The 19359-nt window shown below is 67.3% G+C and carries 20 protein-coding genes; 10 read left to right on the top strand and 10 right to left on the bottom strand.

Translation table 11 applies throughout. The features are described 5' to 3' along the window. Positions 1–108: 108 nt before the first annotated feature. Both M1248_RS33380 and M1248_RS14185 read right to left on the bottom strand, forming a co-directional pair. Positions 109–1167, bottom strand: a complete 1059-nt coding sequence (locus M1248_RS33380; RefSeq protein WP_163728474.1) for a sulfate/molybdate ABC transporter ATP-binding protein — start codon at positions 1165–1167, stop codon at positions 109–111. 6 nt (positions 1168–1173) lie between these two features. Beyond that, a complete protein-coding gene (locus M1248_RS14185) occupies positions 1174–1974 on the bottom strand; it encodes an ABC transporter permease (RefSeq protein WP_163737182.1) in 801 nt (266 codons plus the stop codon). Positions 1975–2174: 200 nt separating this feature from the next. Here M1248_RS14185 and M1248_RS14180 point away from each other — a divergent pair, with 200 nt between their 5' ends. From M1248_RS14180 to M1248_RS14170, 3 genes are all read left to right on the top strand, one after another. Next, on the top strand, positions 2175–2846 hold the full coding sequence (locus M1248_RS14180) for an SDR family oxidoreductase (RefSeq protein WP_163728477.1): 672 nt from the start codon (positions 2175–2177) through the stop codon (positions 2844–2846). 67 nt (positions 2847–2913) lie between these two features. Continuing rightward, complete coding sequence (locus tag M1248_RS14175) at positions 2914–3843, top strand: LLM class F420-dependent oxidoreductase (protein ID WP_163728479.1); 930 nt, start codon at positions 2914–2916, stop codon at positions 3841–3843. Between the two features lie 113 nt (positions 3844–3956). Further along, on the top strand, positions 3957–5333 hold the full coding sequence (locus M1248_RS14170; protein ID WP_083127269.1) for an NAD(P)/FAD-dependent oxidoreductase: 1377 nt from the start codon (positions 3957–3959) through the stop codon (positions 5331–5333). Here the strand turns inward: M1248_RS14170 and M1248_RS14165 are convergent. From M1248_RS14165 to M1248_RS14130, 8 genes are all read right to left on the bottom strand, one after another. Next, positions 5330–5956, bottom strand: coding sequence for an urease accessory protein UreD (locus M1248_RS14165; RefSeq protein WP_317148744.1), 627 nt, complete (start codon positions 5954–5956; stop codon positions 5330–5332). The genes M1248_RS14170 and M1248_RS14165 overlap by 4 nt on opposite strands. Then, the gene (gene ureG / locus M1248_RS14160; protein WP_317148743.1) at positions 5956–6639 is read right to left on the bottom strand and encodes an urease accessory protein UreG; all 684 of its coding nucleotides are present in this window, start codon (positions 6637–6639) and stop codon (positions 5956–5958) included. The genes M1248_RS14165 and ureG overlap by 1 nt, the downstream gene beginning before the upstream one ends. 15 nt (positions 6640–6654) lie before the next feature. Beyond that, positions 6655–7287, bottom strand: coding sequence for an urease accessory protein UreF (locus M1248_RS14155; protein ID WP_317148742.1), 633 nt, complete (start codon positions 7285–7287; stop codon positions 6655–6657). A gap of 11 nt (positions 7288–7298) precedes the next feature. After that, positions 7299–9032, bottom strand: coding sequence for an urease subunit alpha (locus M1248_RS14150; RefSeq protein WP_317148741.1), 1734 nt, complete (start codon positions 9030–9032; stop codon positions 7299–7301). Between the two features lie 95 nt (positions 9033–9127). After that, complete coding sequence (locus tag M1248_RS14145; RefSeq protein WP_163728493.1) at positions 9128–9460, bottom strand: urease subunit beta; 333 nt, start codon at positions 9458–9460, stop codon at positions 9128–9130. Further along, complete coding sequence (locus tag M1248_RS14140; RefSeq protein WP_163728495.1) at positions 9457–9759, bottom strand: urease subunit gamma; 303 nt, start codon at positions 9757–9759, stop codon at positions 9457–9459. The genes M1248_RS14145 and M1248_RS14140 overlap by 4 nt, the downstream gene beginning before the upstream one ends. A gap of 54 nt (positions 9760–9813) precedes the next feature. Beyond that, entirely contained in the window at positions 9814–10218 is a 405-nt protein-coding gene (locus M1248_RS14135; RefSeq protein WP_174262036.1) for a PaaI family thioesterase, read from the bottom strand. Positions 10219–10399: 181 nt separating this feature from the next. Then, entirely contained in the window at positions 10400–11188 is a 789-nt protein-coding gene (locus tag M1248_RS14130) for an iron reductase (protein WP_163728497.1), read from the bottom strand. A 239-nt stretch (positions 11189–11427) separates the two neighbouring features. Here M1248_RS14130 and M1248_RS14125 point away from each other — a divergent pair, with 239 nt between their 5' ends. The 7 genes from M1248_RS14125 (at position 11428) to M1248_RS14095 (ending at position 19336) form a co-directional block, all read left to right on the top strand. Further along, complete coding sequence (locus M1248_RS14125) at positions 11428–11844, top strand: BlaI/MecI/CopY family transcriptional regulator (protein WP_083127260.1); 417 nt, start codon at positions 11428–11430, stop codon at positions 11842–11844. A 14-nt stretch (positions 11845–11858) separates the two neighbouring features. Further along, complete coding sequence (locus M1248_RS14120; protein ID WP_163728499.1) at positions 11859–12779, top strand: M56 family metallopeptidase; 921 nt, start codon at positions 11859–11861, stop codon at positions 12777–12779. Between the two features lie 52 nt (positions 12780–12831). Beyond that, positions 12832–14292, top strand: a complete 1461-nt coding sequence (gndA, locus tag M1248_RS14115; RefSeq protein WP_083127258.1) for an NADP-dependent phosphogluconate dehydrogenase — start codon at positions 12832–12834, stop codon at positions 14290–14292. A gap of 12 nt (positions 14293–14304) precedes the next feature. After that, entirely contained in the window at positions 14305–15741 is a 1437-nt protein-coding gene (locus M1248_RS14110; RefSeq protein ID WP_163728505.1) for a GuaB1 family IMP dehydrogenase-related protein, read from the top strand. A 217-nt stretch (positions 15742–15958) separates the two neighbouring features. Further along, the gene (locus M1248_RS14105; RefSeq protein WP_317148740.1) at positions 15959–17320 is read left to right on the top strand and encodes a hemolysin family protein; all 1362 of its coding nucleotides are present in this window, start codon (positions 15959–15961) and stop codon (positions 17318–17320) included. Then, positions 17320–18384, top strand: coding sequence for a hemolysin family protein (locus tag M1248_RS14100; RefSeq protein WP_163728510.1), 1065 nt, complete (start codon positions 17320–17322; stop codon positions 18382–18384). The genes M1248_RS14105 and M1248_RS14100 overlap by 1 nt, the downstream gene beginning before the upstream one ends. Then, positions 18377–19336, top strand: coding sequence for a 3-methyladenine DNA glycosylase (locus tag M1248_RS14095; protein ID WP_317148789.1), 960 nt, complete (start codon positions 18377–18379; stop codon positions 19334–19336). The genes M1248_RS14100 and M1248_RS14095 overlap by 8 nt, the downstream gene beginning before the upstream one ends. Positions 19337–19359 lie beyond the last annotated feature (23 nt).

Raw genomic sequence — 19359 nt, 5'->3', positions numbered from 1 at the left:
ATTGCTGCTTCGACTGGGCCGCACACCTGGCGCGGGGCGCGCTCGCGGCGGTTGGTGACGGCTCTCACAGGCAATCCAGTTGGTAATTCGTATGGGCGAGCCGCGTCGTTACGGGCTCGGGAGAAGCGTGACCTCCTGCGCCTTGACCGAGAAATAGACTCGCTCCCCCGGTGCCAGCCGCAGCTCGGCGGCCGAATCGGCAGTGATGTCGGCGGCCAGTCCCGGTGCGCCGTCCGGCTGTTCCTCGGCGCGGACGCGGATGGCGGGCCCGCGAATGTCCAGTTCGGCGACAGTCACCGCGACGGTGTTGCGCGGGCTGCCGTGCGGCTTGTCGCGATACACGGCGACCGCGGCCGGCGAGAACAGCGCCACCGCAGACGCCCCTTCGACGCTGTCGGGTTCGGCGACGCCATGCCAGGCAACTCCCCACGGCGTCGTCAACACGCCCTGCGGACCCGCGGCGCCGGCCACCAGGTTGACGCCGGCGAGGCGGGCGCCGAACTTGCTGCGAGGTGCAGTCAAAACCGCTGCGGTGGAACCCTTTTCGACAACTCTGCCCTCCTCGAGGACAAGTACCTTGTCGGCGAGGGTGAGGACGTCCACGAGATCGTGGGTGATCAGGACCGCAGATCGGCCGTCGCGCGCCAGAACACGGCCCAGCAGTTTGCGCATCGCGGAGGCCGCTCCAACGTCCAGACCGGCCAGGGGTTCGTCGAGCAGCAACACATCCGGTTCGGCGGCCAGCGCGCGAGCCAACGCGATGCGCTGCGCCTGCCCACCCGAGAGCTGCCGGGGCATACGATCGGCCAGGTCGGAGGCCTCGACCTCGTCCAACCAGCGCGCCGCATCCGCTCGTGAGCTGCGTGGTGAGAAGGCGATGTTGCCGACCACGCTCAGGTGCGGGAACAGCAGCGCATCCTGCATCAGCAGCCCGACCTGGCGGTCGTGGGTGGCGACATGAGTGCCCGTGGCCGTATCGGTCAGCACCCGATCGCCGACGCGGACGACGCCGTCGTCGGGCCGCACCAGACCCGCGATCACATGAAGTGCCGTCGACTTACCCGCGCCATTCGGACCGAGGACGGCGAGTACCTCGCCGGCGTCCACCACGAATTCGACATCCACACCGCGGCTCTCGACAACCGCGCGCACACTGAGGTCCGTCACGCTGATTCACCACGCATTGGCGCCGCCCGCCCGCAACCTCCTGCTACCGAGCCCGATGACCACCACGGCCGCGACCACGACGAGGAGCAGAGACAGCGCGACCGCAGCGTCCGCGTCGCTCTCCCGCTGTAGGTAGATCTCCAGCGGAAGGGTGCGGGTGACGCCCTCGCGCGAACCGGCGAACGTGAGCGTGGCGCCGAATTCGCCCAACGATCGCGCGAATGCCAGTACCGCGCCGGAAACCAGGCCTGGGGCCAGCAGCGGCAGGGACACCCGCCACCAGACTGCGGTGGGCCGGGCGCCCAGGGTCGCGGCGACGACCTCGTAGTCGGTCCCCGCGGTACGGGCGGCGCCTTCCAGCGCGATGACGAGGAACGGCAGCGACACGAATGTCTGCGCCAGCACGACCGCTGTCGTCGTGAAGGCGATCTGGATGCCCGCTGCGTCCAGGTACTGCCCGATCAGCCCGAGGCGGCCGTAGGCGTACAGCAGCGCGATGCCCCCGACCACCGGTGGAAGCACCAGCGGGAGCAGGATCAGCGGCCGCGTCATCCTTACCACCCGGGCATCGCTTCGGGCGAACACCAGGGCCATCGGCACACCCAGGATCAGGCACAACGCGGTGCTGGCGGTCGCGGTACGCAGACTCAGCTCGAGTGCGGACACCGATGCCGGGCTGGTGATCAGGGACCAGAATCGCGGCCAGTCGACCTTCGCGGCCACCGCGACGAGGGGAACCGCGACGAACAGCGCCCCCAGTGCGGCCGGGACATAGATCCACCGCGGGAGGACGGCCGACGGGTTCACGGCAAGGCGCGAACTGCGGAAATCGCGCTGGCCTTCGAGGTGGTCACCGTCGCGACGGGCTTCACAGATCACGACCCTATGGCACTTCGGCGGCGATGTGGTGCCGTGTGCGCGTGCCGCGTTTCTTCCTATAGCTACTGTCCAGTAACATTTGGTGCACGGGCTGGGGTTCAGCGTCGAACACAGAGGAGGTCCTTGCGATGGACGTGCTTGTCACCGGAGGCGACACCGACCTAGGACGCACGATCGCGGAGACCTTTCGCAGCGCGGGCCACCAGGTCGTGATCGCGGGCGCTCGCCGCGACGAACTGGACGTCGCCGCCAAAGAACTCGAAGTCGACGCCATCGTGTTCGACAACACCGATGCGGCGAACCTGGAAACGGCGCGGGACCACTTCCCGCACCACCTCGACACCATCGTCAATGTGCCCGCGCCACGCTGGCAGGCCGGAGATCCGCGGACGTACTCCCTCTCCGATCTGGCGACGGCGTGGCGCAATGCGCTCGACTCGACGATCCTTTCCGCCGTCCTGACCGTGCAGATACTGGGTGACCACCTGCGGTCGGGGGGTTCGATCATCACCGTCGTGCCCGAGCACCCGGCCGAGGGCAGTGCCGAGGCCGCCATCAAGGCCGCGGTGTCCGACTGGACGGCGGGGCAGGCTCAGCACTTCGGCATCCGCGGCATCACTGTGAACGCGGTCGCGTCGGGCCGGAACGCCGAACCCGGCTACGACGGTCTCTCGCAGTCGCCACCTTCGGTGGCCGAGGAGATCAGCCGACTCGCATTGTTCCTGACCACGCCGGCCGCCCGGCACATCACCGGTCAAACGCTGCATGTCAGTCACGGTGCGCTGGCGAACTTCGGCTGAATATTCCTTCGTTCGCCTGTAGCTAAAGCGGGGTGACCGCTCCGGTTAGTTGTGGTTACGTGAAGGCGTGACCATCAAACTCGGACTCCAGATCCCCAACTTCTCCTACGGCACCGGCGTCACCGAACTTTTCCCCACCGTCATCGCGCAGGCTCAGGAAGCCGAAGCCGCGGGCTTCGACTCCGTCTTCGTGATGGACCACTTCTATCAGCTGCCCGGCCTCGGAACCCCCGACCAGCCGATGCTCGAGGCGTACACCGCCCTCGGCGCGCTGGCCACCGCGACCGAGCGCGTGCAGCTCGGAACGTTGGTAACCGGCAACACCTACCGCAACCCCACGCTGCTCGCCAAGGCGATCACGACACTCGACGTGATCAGCCAGGGTCGGGCGATTCTGGGCATCGGCACCGGCTGGTTCGAGCTCGAGCACGACTCGCTCGGCTACGAGTTCGGAACTTTCACCGACCGCTTCAACAAGCTCGGCGAGGCGTTGGAGATCATCCTGCCGATGCTCGCGGGCGAGCGGCCCACAGTGAACGGAAAGTACTACCGCACCGTCGAGGCCATGGCCGAGCCCCGGTTCCGCGACCACATCCCGCTGATGATCGGTGGCAGCGGCGAGAAGAAGACGATTCCGCTGGCAGTCAAGCACTTCGACCACTTGAACATCATCGCGGGATTCGACGAGTTGCCCCGCAAGCTGGCCGTGGTCAAGGAGCGCTGCGAGGAGATCGGCCGCGATCCGGCCACGCTCGAGACGAGCATGCTGGTCATCGCGCTCATCGGCGACGGCATCACCGAGGACCTGATTCCCGACGACTTCAAGCAGCAGGCGGTATACGGCACCGCCGAGCAGGTCGCCGAGCAGATCAAGACCAAGGTGTTCGACGCGGGTGTCACCGGCGTCATCCTCAGCCCGGTGACGAGCCTCGACGGCTACCACCCCGGCCACGTCACCGCCGTCGGCGAGGCGTTGAAACCGGTTCTCGCCGGGTGATTCCCCGCGCTGACGTGGGAAACAACACAGCCAAACCGTGCGTGTATCGGAGGTTCGGGCGACTACCGTAGTGGGTAGAAATAGCACGTGAAGCACCGTCGAGGAGCCCGACAATGAGCCATCCCGGAGCCACTGCAACCGATAGGCACAAGGTCGTCATCATCGGTTCAGGGTTCGGCGGGCTGACCGCTGCCAAAGCGCTCAGGCGTGCCGACGTCGACGTGAAGATGATCGCCAAGACCACACACCACCTTTTCCAGCCGCTGCTGTATCAGGTGGCGACCGGCATCATCTCCTCAGGCGAGATCGCTCCCCCGACCCGGATGATCCTGCGCAATCAGAAGAACGCGCAGGTGCTGCTGGGCAATGTGACGCACATCGATCTGGCGAATCAGACCGTCCGGTCGGAGCTGCTCGGGCACACCTATGTCACGCCGTACGACTCGCTCATCGTCGCTGCGGGCGCGGGCCAGTCCTACTTCGGCAACGACCATTTCGCGGAATGGGCACCGGGCATGAAGTCGATCGATGATGCACTGGAGTTGCGTGCCCGCATCCTCGGCGCGTTCGAGCAGGCGGAACGATCCAGCGACCCCGCCCGCCGCGAGAAGCTGCTGACATTCACCGTCGTCGGTGCCGGTCCGACCGGCGTCGAAATGGCCGGGCAGATCGCCGAACTCGCCGACCACACGCTCAAGGGCGCGTTCCGGCACATCGATTCGACGACTGCCCGGGTGATCCTGCTCGACGCCGCACCCGCCGTGCTGCCCCCGATGGGCGAGAAGCTCGGCAACAAGGCCAAGGCACGTCTGGAGAAGATGGGCGTCGAGATCCAGCTCGGGGCTATGGTCACCGACGTCGACCGCAACGGCATCACGGTCAAGGATCCCGACGGCAAGTTCCGTCGCATCGACTGCGCGACCAAGGTGTGGTCGGCGGGCGTTTCGGCGAGCCCGCTCGGCCGCGATATCGCTGATCAGTCCGACGCCGAGGTCGATCGCGCGGGACGACTGAAGGTGCTCCCCGACCTGACCGTGCCCGGCCATCCGAACGTGTTCGTGGTCGGCGACATGGCCGCCGTCGAAGGCGTTCCCGGTATGGCTCAGGGAGCCATCCAGGGCGGCAGGTACGCCGCCAAGGCGATCAAGGCCGAGCTCAAGGGTGCCAATCCCGCTGAGCGCGAACCCTTCCAGTACTTCGACAAGGGTTCGATGGCCACGGTGTCGCGCTTCTCCGCGGTGGCGAAGATCGGCCCGGTGGAGTTCGGCGGCTTCATCGCCTGGCTGGCTTGGCTGGTGCTGCATCTGGTGTATCTGGTCGGGTTCAGGCGCAAGATCACTACGCTGCTGATGTGGACGGTGACGTTCCTGTCGAAGAAGCGCGGCAACCTCACGATCACCGAGCAGCAGGCGTACGCCCGCACCAGAATCGAAGAACTCGAGGAGATCGCGGCGTTGGTGCAGGATCCGGAAGAGAGAGCCGCGGTCTAGAGCCGCTCGCCCTGCCAGGTCGACAGGCAGCCGCCACGCGCCAGCGCGAGCGTCATGCCGGCGGTGTCGACTTCCGTCTGTGGGTAGTGCAATTCGCTGATGCAAGCCATCGGCGCGGCCAACTCGTCGTCGGCCGCCGAACCTCGACCCAGCTCGATGCGATGCCGCAGTAGCGCCGTCCCGTCGACGTCGGCGTATAGCGATCCGGACCAAAAGCCCTGCCGTTCATCAGTTCTCCCGATCTGGATCCGCTCGCGCAACTTGACTCGGCCGGATCCTTCGACGGCCAGCCGTGTCGACGTGATATGCCGGGAAGCGGCCGCAACGACGGTCGGTTGCGGGTCCAGATCGAGCTCGCCGGCGACCTCGAGGAGCCAATTCGCATGTGACTCATGGGTGGTCGGTCCGGGCAGCGTCATCGTCGCGGCGGCGGTGCGCACGCGCAGCAGCGCGCCCGGTTCCACCACGATGCGCACACATATGGAGTCTCCGCCGAGCGGGGTGGCCGCCGCCGACACCAGGTGCACGGTGTCGGGTTCGGTTTCCCGGGCCGCGATACCACCGCTGGATTCTATGCGAGGGCGGCGGCCGCGTTGCGCGACGACGAGCACGTCGGATCGCATCAGACCGCGACCTTCAGCTGCTCGCGCACCCACGTGAGCACGGCGGTCGCGGCGGGGTCTTCGGTCAGCGAGATCAATACCGCCGGCCGGTCGCCGCGCACGGTGGCCGCGTCGCGCCGCATCACGTCGAGATCGGCCCCGACGAGCGGTGCCAGATCAGTCTTGTTGACCACCAACAGATCCGAGTAGGTGACGCCCGGGCCGCCCTTGCGGGGAACTTTGTCGCCGCCTGCGACATCGATGACGAAGATCTGAACGTCCACCAGCCCGGACGAGAAGGTGGCCGTCAGGTTGTCGCCACCGGATTCCACCAGGATCAGGTCGAGCTGCTCGTTGCCCGCGATGAGATCGTCGATCGCGTCGAGGTTGGCGGTGATGTCGTCGCGGATCGCAGTGTGGGGGCATCCGCCGGTCTGCACCGCGGCGATGCGGCCATCGGGCAGGACGGCGTGACGGCGCAGGAAGTCGGCGTCTTCTGTGGTGTAGATGTCGTTGGTGAGCACGGCCAACGACAGCTCGTCACGCAGTTGCCTGCACAACGCGGCGACCAACGCCGTCTTGCCCGAGCCGACCGGCCCGCCGACGCCGATGCGCAACGGCTCCCCCGGTGTCCGCCGGCGTTTGGGCCGGTCGGTGTGACCGTGTGGCTGGCCGTCGAGGAAATGCGGTGGCTGAGGCGGCATGGGGCGAACTCTCTTTCAGGATGCGAACAGGGGTCGCTCGCGTTGGCTGTGCCTCTGGGCCAGCAGGTCGAGCAGCGGATCAGACAGGTCGGCCAACTCCTTGCAGGCCGTCGCGGAGGTTTGGTCGCACAACGGGGCCAGCTCGAAGGTCAGCGCCGCGACGTCGCCTGGGTCCAGCGCCAGTAGTCGTTGCGCGGCCGTAGCGGATCCGGTCATCGTCGTGTAGACCACGGTCAGCGCTGTCTGTTGGGGTTCGAGCCCACTGGCCGCGCCGACGGTTCCGGCCACGGTGGCGAGGTGCGGCGCGGCACCCAGCGATTCCCAGCCTTCGGCCGGCCAGACCCGTCGGGCGAGCCGCAGCAGACCGCGCCCTTGCGCGCGGGATGCCTTACGCGCGGCGGGTGCCGGTGTGCGGGCGTCGATCTCGGCGTCCGCGCCGCTGACCGGCAGGCTGGCGCTGTGCACGGCCGCGGCCACCGATGCGGTCACCAATCCGGTGGTGCGGATTCGCCGGATCAGGAAGGCCCGCAGCGTGACGAGGTCGCGGACCAGACCCTCGGTGACGGCCTCCTCGACACCTCCGGAGTGCACGTGGCCGCCGGTCGGCAGCCGCGAGTCCGAAAGTGTCAGCAGTGTCGCCAAGTTCATCGGAATACCTGTCAGAACAGGAAATAGCGTTGCGCCATGGGCAACTCGACGGCGGGGTCTTCGCGCCACACGTCGCCGTCGATACGGACGGTGAACGTGTCGGGGTCGACCTCGATTTCGGGCAGCGCGTCGTTGAACGGCATGTCGACCTTGCCGACATTGCGGACATCCTTGACCGCGACGAGCCTGCGGTTGACGGCGAGCCGGTCGGCAAGCCCGTCATCGAGGGCCTGTGAGGATACGAAATGCACCGAGGTCGCCGACGCCGCTGCCGTCGCCGCACCAAACATCGGTCGCGGCAGTACGGGCTGCGGTGTGGGAATCGACGCGTTCGCGTCACCCATTGCGGCCCAGGCGATCATCCCGCCCTTGAGCACCGCGTGCGGCCGGACGCCGAAGAACGCGGGCTCCCACAGCACGAGGTCGGCGAGCTTACCCACCTCCACCGAGCCGATCTCGTCGTCGAGGCCGTGCGCGATGGCCGGGCAGATCGTGTATTTCGCGACGTACCGGCGGGCGCGATTGTTGTCGGATTGACGGACGCCGGACTTATCCCCTTCCAATGCACCCCGGCGTCGCTTCATCACGTGAGCGGTCTGCCAGGTGCGGATCACCACTTCGCCGATGCGCCCCATCGCCTGGGAGTCGCTGCCGATCATCGAGATCGCCCCGATGTCGTGCAGCAGGTCCTCGGCCGCCATCGTCGACGGGCGGATGCGGCTTTCGGCGAATGCGAGATCCTCTGGCACCGAAGGGTTGAGGTGATGGCACACCATCAACATGTCGAGGTGTTCATCGAGGGTGTTTATGGTGTGCGGACGCGTGGGATTGGTCGAACTCGGCAAGACGTACGGTTCCGCGGCGACGCGGATGATGTCGGGCGCGTGGCCGCCGCCGGCGCCCTCGGTGTGGTAGGCGTGAATCGACCGACCGTTGATCGCACCGATCGTGTCCTCGACGAAACCCGCCTCGTTCAGGGTGTCCGAGTGCAGGGCAACCTGCACGCCGGCCGCATCGGCGACGGAAAGGCAGGCGTCGATCGCCGCGGGGGTGGACCCCCAATCTTCGTGCAGCTTGAAACCTGAAGCGCCGCCGCGCAATTGCTCCCACATCGATTCGGTACTGACGGTATTGCCCTTGCCGAGCAGCGCAATGTTCATCGGCCATGAGTCCAGCGCCTCCAGCATGCGCCCCAGATGCCACCCCCCCGGCGTCACGGTGGTGGCCTTGCTGCCCTCCGCGGGTCCGGTACCGCCGCCGATGATTGTGGTGATGCCACCACCGAGGGCTTCCCCCATGATCTGCGGACAGATCAAATGGACATGGCAGTCGATACCACCGGCGGTGACGATTCGGCCGTTGCCGGCGATGATCTCGGTCGACGGACCGACCACGAGATCGGGGTGCACCCCGGACATGATGTCGGGGTTGCCGGCCTTGCCGATCGCGACGATCCGGCCGTCGCGAATACCGATGTCGGCCTTGATGATTCCCCAGTGGTCGATGATGACCACGCCGGTGATCACGGTGTCGGGTGCGCCGTCGGCCCGGGTTGCCCGGCCCTGGCCCATCGACTCGCGCAACACCTTGCCGCCACCGAAGACCGCCTCGTCGCCGGCCAGACCCGGCCCGCCGCTGCGATCCTCGGTGATCTCGATGAACAGATCGGTATCCGCCAATCGGATGCGGTCGCCGGTCGTGGGTCCGAAGAGCGCTGCATACCTGGCGCGGGAAATGGCGCTCATCGGTGCTCTCTGTTCTTCGCGCAAGCGCTCATCGGTGCTCTCTGTTCTTCGCGCAAGCGCTCATCGGTGCTCTCTGTTCTTCGTGCAAGCGCTCATCACGTGTCCAATCGGCCGGGCGGTTGCAGGCTCAACCCATACACCTCGCGTGATCCGCGCAGCGGTACCAACGAGACCCGCTGGGCAACACCGGGTTCGAACCGCACCGCGGTGCCGGCGGGAATGTCGAGCCGATGTCCGTGGGCGGCTGCACGATCGAATCGCAGGGCGGCATTGCTTTGTGGCAGGTGCACGTGGCTACCGACCTGGACGGGACGGTCGCCGGTGTTGAGGATCTCCATCTCGACCCGTCGCGCGCCCTGGTTGATCTCGATATCGCCGGTGCCGTAGACGATCTCGCCGGGCGCCCACGACGCATCGTCGGCCGTCATGGGATCGGATGGTGGACGGTGACGAGTTTCGTCCCATCGGGGAACGTCGCCTCCACCTGGACGTCGTCGAGCATCTCCGGAACGCCGGCCATCACGTCCTCGCGGCTGAGAACCTCGCGGCCGCTGGCCATCAACTCCACGACCGTGCGACCGTCGCGCGCCCCTTCGAGAAGGTGATCGGTGATCACCGCAACGGCCTCGGGGTGGTTGAGTTTCAGCCCGCGCGCCTGGCGCCTGCGCGCCAGCTCTGCGGCGTACGACAGCAGCAACCTGTCCTGTTCATGCGGCGTTAATCGCATAGTCGGGGATACTGCCACGCCCCGCACACCTCAGCAGCGCGAGGAAAGCGGCGGTTACTCGGCGGGCAGGTTCTGCAGCCGCACCTGGCCTCGCGCCACGACACGGTCGGTGTCGTCGGTGATGGTGATCAGCCACAGCTGCTGGCGCCGGCCGCGATGGATCGGAACCGATACTGCGGTCACCGTGCCGGCGGAGATGGCGCGCAGGAAGTCGGTGTTGTTGTTGACGCCGACCACGTGACCGCCGCCGTTCTCGCTGAGCCAGACCTGCCCCGACACGCTGGCCAGGCTCTCGATGATCGAGCAGTACACGCCACCGTGCACGATCCCCCACGGTTGCAGCAGCTTGTCGTTGATCTCGAGACGGGCGGTGCCGCCCTCGGGGGTCAGCTCGAGGAATTCGAGGCCGATCGCCGAGTCGAATCCGGCGCCGAGGCCGGCTGGGATGTCTGTGCTCACGCAGATTTGTCTACACGGCGATGTCCGGACCGTTGTGGTCGAGACCTGGAAATGCGGAAGGGCCCCGCACATGATGCGGGGCCCTTCCTTCGTGTGGACCGGGAGTCACTGCAGCCCTCAGGACTCCGGCGCGGTCCGGTGGTACGCGTCTTGCTTCAACAAAAGCATAGGCAAGGCTGCCCTAATTTAGCAATACCTTCCCTGCCGCTACTGACGGAATTCTCGTGGCGCCCCGCACGGGCAGCCCGAATCCGACCAGCGCGTCGAGCACGGCCTGGCCGCGACGCATGCTCGTGAGCTCGCTGGACCCCGCCAGCAGCGGCACCTGCGTCGCCGCGCCCACCACCGCGGCGCCGACGATGTGCCACATGGCCGCTATCGAGATCGCCGAGCCGCTGACCTCGGCAAGCTTGCCGAACAACGGCGCGAGGGTGCGATGACTGCGGTGTGCAATCCACGTCGTCAGTGCGGCCTCGTTCGGCAGGGCGACGATTCCATCCCGGATGGCGTTGTGCGACCGAGGATTCGGATGGTCACCGAAGAACGGGTCGTTCGGCAGTGCGCGCAGCGTGGGGTCGACGACGCCAACCCAGTCGATCGCGCCCTCGGAATCCACGTGCACCCACAGATTCTCCAGGCCGGTGTCCCAGGCGCGACCCTCGAGCACGAGCAGGGGCACCACCCGTCCGACGACCACGTGCGCCAGGGTCGCAGCGAGCTGCTGGGCCACCGCCGCACGACTTTCGGTCTCCTCGGCCGCCAGCCTGAACATCGAATGCAGCCGATCGGTCGTGAGCGCCTGCGTCAACGGCCACCAGCGCCGGCGTGACAGATCGCCGATCACCGCGACTCCGTAGACGCGGGGACATTCGGGATAAAGCTCACGCAATCGGCGGCTCGATTCGTGCAATGGCATCGCCTGCGCAATGGCCATGCTCGAGATGAGCGGGTCGTCGACCACGACCGTCATGGGACCTCCCGTATTGACTTAGGATAGCCTTACTATAGTCAGGCCGACCGCTGGAGCCACCCCCTGTGACTGGACTCACAAGGGCAGGCGAAGGGGACGGTGACCTCGGACGAACCCAAGCCGGAACATTCCGTCGGGCGTGCTCGACAACGCGCCGAACGGGATAGCCGTGCGCGATACGACACACGGTAGTAATCCCGTAGTACGCTGGACCTACCGTCTCTAGGAGATGAGCGAAGATGGCCAAGTTGACGCGTCTGGGGGAACTCGAACGCGCTGTGATGGACCACCTGTGGTCCACGCGCGAGCCCCAAACTGTGCGCCAGGTCCACGAGGCACTCGCGGCCCAGCGCGACCTCGCCTACACCACGATCATGACCGTCCTGCAACGGCTGGCGAAGAAGAATCTCGTCGTCCAGCACCGCGATGACCGGGCACATCGCTACGCCCCGACCCACGGGCGCGACGAACTGGTCGCCGGGTTGATGGTCGATGCCCTGGACCAAGCTGCGGACTCGGGTGACCGCGAGGCTGCGCTCGTGCATTTCGTCGAGCGCGTCAACGCGGACGAGGCGGCGGCTCTGCGCCGCGCGTTGTCCGAGTTGGAGAGCAAGCACCGGATATCGCCACCCGCTGGCGAGCCGGGCACCGGCTGAGAGACACTTACAGCGTGTCGGCGCTGGCCTTCTCCATCATGGCGCTGGTCCTGTCGGGACCGGTGCCGGCGATGCTGGCGCGGGCAAAGTGGCCGTCGCGGGCACCGCGGGCCGCGATCGTGCTGTGGCAAGCCATCGCGCTGGCCGCCGTACTCTCGGCCTTCTCCGCCGGAATCGCCATCGCGAGCAGGCTTTTCGCGCCCGGACCCGACGGCAGGCCGACCTCGACGCTCGCCGGTGAGATCGACGTGCTCGGCTGGCCACTGTGGATCACCTACGTAGCGGTATTCGCGCTGACGCTGATGGTGGGGGCGCGTCTTGCGGTGGCCGTCGTCCAGGTCGCGATAGCGACTCGGCGCAGGCGCGCACACCATCGGATGGTTGTCGACCTCGTCGGCAAGTCCCATAAATCCGGATTGCGCATTCTCGACGTCGACGAGCCCCTTGCCTACTGTCTGCCGGGCGTGCGGAGTCGCGTGGTGGTCAGCGAGGGCACTCTCACGACACTGGCGGACAACGAGATCGCCGCGATCCTGTCGCACGAGCGCGCACATCTGCGGGCCCGGCACGACCTGGTGCTCGAGATGTTCACCGCCGTCCACGCCGCGTTCCCGCGTTTCGTCCGTAGCGCGAGCGCACTTGATGCGGTGCGCTTGCTGATCGAGATGCTGGCCGACGACGCCGCCGTGCGTGCGGCGGGTCCCACTCCGTTGGCTCGCGCGCTGGTCGCGTGCGCCACGGGCCGCACACCCGCGGGAGCGCTGGCCGCGGGCGGGCCCACGACCGTGACCCGCGTACGCCGTCTTGGGGGCCGCGGTAACAGCCTCGGTGTGGCCGCATGCGCCTACGTGGCCGCCGCCGCCGTTCTGGTGGTACCCACCGTCGCGGTGGTCCTGCCCTGGTTGACCGAGTTGAATCGTTTGTTCACTGCGTAGCGCTTCTGTGTAGTAGGCCATCCCTGCTCGACCAAAACGAAAGGCTGCCCGAATGAGCTCGTCTGAAAATCCCACGAATGGCACCGCTCAGATCGGGGTCACGGGCCTCGCGGTCATGGGATCCAACCTCGCGCGCAACTTCGCCAGCCACGGATACACCGTGGCGCTGCACAACCGGTCCGTCGCCAAGACCGACGCGCTGCTCGCCGAACACGGCTCCGAGGGCAATTTCGTGCGCAGCGAGACCATCCCCGAATTCCTTGCCGCGCTGGAGAAGCCACGCCGGGTGATCATCATGGTCAAGGCGGGCGACCCGACCGACGCCGTCATCAACGAGCTGGCCGATGCGATGGAGGAAGGCGACATCATCATCGACGGCGGCAACGCGCTCTACACCGACACCATCCGCCGCGAGAAGGCGATCCGCGAGCGCGGACTCCACTTCGTCGGCGCCGGCATCTCCGGCGGTGAGGAAGGCGCACTCAAGGGCCCGTCGATCATGCCCGGCGGTCCGGCCGAGTCCTACAAGTCGCTGGGCCCGCTGCTGGAGGAGATCTCCGCCCACGTCGACGGCGTGCCGTGCTGCACCCATATCGGACCCGACGGCGCAGGGCACTTCGTGAAGATGGTGCACAACGGCATCGAGTACTCAGACATGCAGCTGATCGGTGAGGCCTACCAGCTGCTGCGCGATGCGCTGGGACTGAGCGCACCCGAGATCGCCGACGTCTTCGCCGAATGGAACTCCGGCGACCTGGACAGCTTCCTCATCGAGATCACCGCCGACGTGCTGCGGCAGACCGACGCCAAGACCGGCAAACCGCTTGTCGATCTCATCCTCGACGAGGCCGAGCAGAAGGGCACCGGACGGTGGACGGTGAAGTCGGCGCTGGACCTCGGGGTGCCGGTGACCGGGATCGCCGAGGCGGTGTTCGCCCGCGCGCTGTCGGGTTCGGTGGCGCAGCGCAAGGCCACCACGGGTCTGGCGTCGGGCGATCTCGGCGAGAAGCCCGGCGATGCAGCACGATTCATCGATGACGTCAGCAAGGCACTGTATGCCTCCAAGATCATCGCGTACGCGCAGGGCTTCAACCAGATTCAGGCGGGCAGCGCCGAGTACGACTGGGGCATCACCCCGGGCGATATGGCCACCATCTGGCGTGGCGGATGCATCATCCGGGCCAAGTTCCTCAACCGCATCAAGGAAGCGTTCGACGAGACGCCGGATCTGCCGTCGCTGATCGTCGCCCCGTATTTCCGTGAAGCGATCGAGGCCGCGATCGACAGCTGGCGCCGCGTGGTGGTGACCGCGACCGAACTGGGCATCCCGATTCCGGGATTCTCCTCGGCGCTGTCCTATTACGACGGGTTGCGCACCGAACGGTTGCCTGCGGCGCTCACCCAGGGCCTGCGCGACTTCTTCGGCGCTCACACCTACGGCCGCATCGACGCCGATCCGTCCGCGCGGTTCCACACGCTGTGGAGCGGAGACCGCAGCGAGGTCGAGGCCTAGAATTGGCCTGACATGAAGTTTCTCAACGGCCACCAGCCCGCCTTCGACCTGACCTACAACGACGTCTTCATCGTCCCCGGACGCTCCGATGTGATGTCCCGGATGGACGTCGACCTCTCGACGTCGGACGGCTCGGGCACCACGATCCCGGTGGTGGTGGCGAACATGACCGCGGTGGCGGGTCGGCGGATGGCCGAGACGGTCGCGCGTCGTGGCGGCATTGTCGTTCTGCCGCAAGATCTTCCGATCTCCGTGGTGCAGCAGACGGTCGACTTCGTGAAGAGTCGCGACCTGGTGGTCGACACCCCGGTCGTGCTCTCCCCCGACGACTCGGTGTCGGACGCGATGGCGCTGATTCACAAACGCGCCCACGGCGCCGCGGTGGTGCTGTTCGAGGGCAGGCCGATCGGCCTCGTCACCGAGGCGGGCTGCGTGGGTGTGGACCGGTTCACCCGGGTCCGCGACATCGCCATCGCCGACTTCGTCACCGCGCCCGCGGGCACCGACCCACGGAAGGTGTTTGACCTGCTCGAACACGCGCCCGTCGACGTCGCGGTGCTGACCGAACCGGACGGCACCCTGGCCGGTGTGCTCACCCGCACCGCCGCCATCCGTGCCGGCATCTACACACCTGCCGTCGACGCGACGGGCCGGTTGCGGATCGCCGCGGCGGTCGGCATCAACGGTGACGTGGGCGCGAAGGCGCGCAGCCTGGCCGAGGCGGGCGTCGACCTGCTGGTGATCGACACCGCGCACGGACATCAGCTGCGGATGCTGGACGCCGTCAAGGCGGTCGCCGCACTGGATCTGGGGCTGCCGTTGGCGGCGGGCAACGTGGTGTCCGCCGAAGGCACCCGCGACCTGATATCGGCGGGCGCGTCGATCGTGAAGGTCGGCGTCGGGCCCGGCGCGATGTGCACCACCCGGATGATGACGGGCGTGGGCCGGCCACAGTTCTCGGCGGTGCTCGAATGTGCCGCGGCGGCAAGACAACTCGGTGGTCACGTGTGGGCCGACGGCGGCGTCCGTCATCCCCGCGACGTCGCGCTGGCCCTCGCCGCAGGCGCCTCCAACGTCATGATCGGCTCGTGGTTCGCCGGCACCTACGAATCGCCGGGCGACCTCATGCGCGACCGCGAGGATCGGCCGTTCAAGGAAAGCTACGGCATGGCGTCCAAGCGCGCCGTCGCGGCGCGTACCGCCGCCGACGACCCGTTCGACCAGGCCCGCAAGTCGTTGTTCGAGGAGGGCATCTCCACGTCGCGGATGGGGCTGGACCCGTCCAGGGGCGGGGTCGAGGACCTGCTGGACCACATCACCTCCGGGGTGCGCAGCACGTGCACCTACGTGGGCGCAGGCAATCTCGCCGAGCTACCCGAGAAGGTTGTGCTGGGGGTGCAGTCCCCCGCGGGGTTCGCCGAGGGTCATCCACTGCCGACCGGCTGGTGAATCCGCCGGCCGGTCACCAACGGCTAACATGGACCCCACTCTTGACGTGTCTACTCGAAAGGGACCCTGTGCCGCAGGCACCCGTTGAGGCCGCGAGCTTGGGGGCAGAGCGGCCGGGCACCGTCTTGAAAGACGCTGAGCCGAACGACGCCGAGCCCTCCCCTAGTCGGCCGGGCAACAGGCCCGGCGCCCCATCGGTGTGGACGGTGAGCTCTCGATGACCCTCACGATGTCCTTGCTCTCCATCGGCGCGATCGTGTTGCTGACCGCCGGGACGGCGGTGTTCGTCGCCGCGGAGTTCTCCCTGACCGCGCTCGAGCGCAGCACCGTGGAATCCAATGCGCGCAGTGGCGCGCGCCGTGACCAGATGGTGCGACGGGCCCACCGGACGCTGTCGTTCCAGCTCTCCGGCGCACAGGTCGGCATCTCGATCACCACGCTGGCCACCGGCTATCTGGCCGAACCCGTTGTCGGGCGGCTGGTCCGGCCCGGTCTCGAGGCGATCGGTGTGCCCGACCGTTTCGTGGGTGGGCTGGCCCTGTTCTTCGCCGTGCTGATCGCCACGTCGCTTTCGATGGTGTTTGGCGAACTGGTACCCAAGAACCTCGCGGTGGCACGGCCGGTGCAGACGGCGCGCTGGTCGGCGGGTCCGCAGCTGCTGTTCTCGGCGCTGTTCACGCCACTGATCCGGATGACGAACGGAACCGCCAACTGGATCCTGCGCCGCCTCGGCATCGAGCCGGCTGAGGAACTGCGCTCGGCCCGCTCGCCGCAGGAGCTGGTGTCGTTGGTCCGCAGCTCCGCGCGCAGCGGCGCGTTGGATCCGGTCACCGCCGTGCTCGTGGACCGCTCTCTGCAGTTCGGTGAACGCACTGCCGAGGAATTGATGACGCCGCGATCGAAGATCGAGGCGCTGGAATCCGATGACACCGCCGCCGACCTGGTGGCCGCGGCGATCAAAACCGGGTACTCGCGCTTCCCGATCATCGAGGGCGACCTCGATGAAACCATCGGCATCGCGCACGTCAAGCAGGTGTTCGAGGTGCCGCCGGAGCGGCGGGCCACCACGCCGCTGGCCCGCCTCGCGCTGCCCGTTGCGAAGGTGCCCTCCACCCTCGACGGGGATGCGGTGATGACCCAGATCCGTGCGAACGGGCTGCAGACCGCGCTGGTCGTCGATGAATACGGCGGTACCGCGGGCATGGTCACCATGGAGGACCTCATCGAGGAGATCGTCGGCGACGTCCGCGACGAGCACGATGTCGAGCCGCCCGATGTGGTGCCCGCGGGCCGGGGCTGGCAGGTCTCGGGGCTGCTGCGCATCGACGAGGTCGCCGACGCCACCGGTTTCCGTGCGCCCGAAGGAGATTACGAAACGATCGGCGGACTGGTGCTCGAAAAGCTGGGACACATTCCCGACGAGTCCGAGTCGGTTGAGCTCACCGCGTTCGATCCCGACGGTGCCGCGCTCGAAGATCCCATCCGATGGCTGGCGACCGTGGTTCGCATGGACGGCAGGCGCATCGACCTGCTCGAGCTCACCGAACTAGGCCGCCACAACTCGGGAGATGAGGGCTGATGGGCGGCGATATCTTCGGCGTGCTGCTGACCTTTCTGCTGCTCGGTGCCAACGCCTTCTTCGTCGCCTCGGAGTTCGCGCTGATCTCCGCGCGCCGCGACCGCCTCGAAGCGCTCGCGGAGCAGGGCAAGAAGAGCGCGGTGACGGTCATCCGCGCCGGCGAGAACCTGTCGCTGATGCTGGCCGGCGCGCAGCTTGGCATCACGATCTGTTCGATCCTGTTGGGCCGTGTCGGCGAACCGGCGGTCGCCCACCTGCTGGAGAAGCCGTTCGGGCTGGTCGGTATTCCCGACACCGTGCTGCACACGGTGTCGTTCTTCGTCGCGCTCGGCGTCGTGGTGACGCTGCACGTCCTGCTCGGCGAGATGGTGCCGAAGAACATCGCGATCGCCGGGCCGGAATCGTCGGCGATGCTGTTGATCCCGACGTACCTGGTGTGGATCCGGCTCGCCCGGCCGTTCATTGCCTTCTACAACTGGTGCGCCAACATCACGCTCAGATCGTTCGGGGTCGAGCCGAAGGACGAACTCGACGTCGCGGTCTCGACCGTCGAGCTCTCGGAGATGATCGCCGAGTCACGATCCGAGGGCCTGCTCGACCAGGAGGAGCACGGCAGGCTCACCCGCGCACTGCAGATCCGCGATCGCGTCGCCAACGACGTCGCCATGCCCCTGAGCAAGATCCGCGCCGTCCCGGTCGCGCGCGCGGGCTCCGGCCCCACCCTGGGAGCGATCGAAGACGCCCTCGCCGAAACCGGCTACTCGAGGTTCCCGGTCAGCGACCCGGCCGGCGACTACGTCGGGTACCTGCACATCAAGGACGTGCTGCCGCTGGTCCACGACCCCGCCAACGAACAGGCGGTGCTGGACGCCTCGATGGTGCGCCCCCTGCCGAGGGTGCCGGCGTCGATGTCGCTGCCCGACGCGCTGTCGCGGCTGCGGCGGGACAACGCGCATTTGGCGCTTCTCACCGCGCCCGACGGCAGCGTGTCGGCGATGGTGGCGCTGGAGGACCTGGTCGAAGATTTGGTCGGCACCGTGCGTGACGGAACGCACCGTGTGTGAGGCTGCGCACACCGTCACCTGCGATTTCGTGCTCGACGAGCGCGACTGGACCGGCCGGGAGCAGCGTCACCGTGAACGGGTCGACGGTTTCCTGCGGTCGTTCCGTGCACCGGCCTCTGAGCCCCATCCAGTCTGGGATTTCTTGTTCACCTACTACAGCCTGCGTCCCCGGCAGCTGCGGACGTGGCACCCAGGGTTCGGCGTGGCGCTCGCCGGGGATTCGGCGGCGCGCTACCTGGTTCGCAGCGGTTACGGGCGCACCCCCGCCGGTGTGACGGTGAGTCGTGAATACCTCACCGGCCGCGCCGACACGGTGCGCTTCATCGCCGGGCTGCTGCGCGCGACGGCGTCGCGCCCGGCGCGACTGAACTGCTTCGGGCTGCACGAGTGGGCAATGGTCTACCGGGCGCCGAGGGTGCGCCATGAGCGCGTCCCGCTGCGACTCGGCGCCGCCGGAACTGATGAGGTCGTCGAATCGATGCCGTTGCGGTGCAGCCATTTTGACGCCTTCCGGTTCTTCACCAAGCCAGCCACCGAACGGAACAGCGAGCAGCTGACCCGCGACGGCCAGATCGGGTCCGAACAGCCCGGCTGTCTGCACGCGGCCATGGATTGCTACAAGTTCGCCTACAAGCTGGGACCCCTCGTGGACTCGGCGCTGGTGATGGATTGTCTCGAGCTCGCCACCCAAGCCCGTGAGCTCGACATGCGCGCCAGTCCCTATGATCTTCGCGACTACGGATTCGAGCCGATCGCGATCGAAACGCCCGCCGGGCGTTCCGAATACGTTCGTATCCAGCAGCACGTTGCCGAGCAGGCGGCACCGCTGCGGAAGCGCCTGACCATGGCGTGTGAGCAGTTGCTCGCCGCGGAAGGCGCCGGCGTGATGCACGAGGGAACCGGAGCCGCCTCGGCGGCGACATCAGAATTAGGCGCCGTTACCCGCGGGTAAGCTGGATCGACGGCACTGCGTTA

It is taken from the genome of Mycobacterium sp. 29Ha (assembly GCF_032883055.1).
In the GTDB taxonomy this organism is placed as follows: Bacteria; Actinomycetota; Actinomycetes; order Mycobacteriales; family Mycobacteriaceae; genus Mycobacterium; species Mycobacterium gallinarum.
The sequence above is the reverse complement of the archived record's forward strand: the minus strand, read 5'-3'. Positions and strand labels throughout refer to the sequence as shown.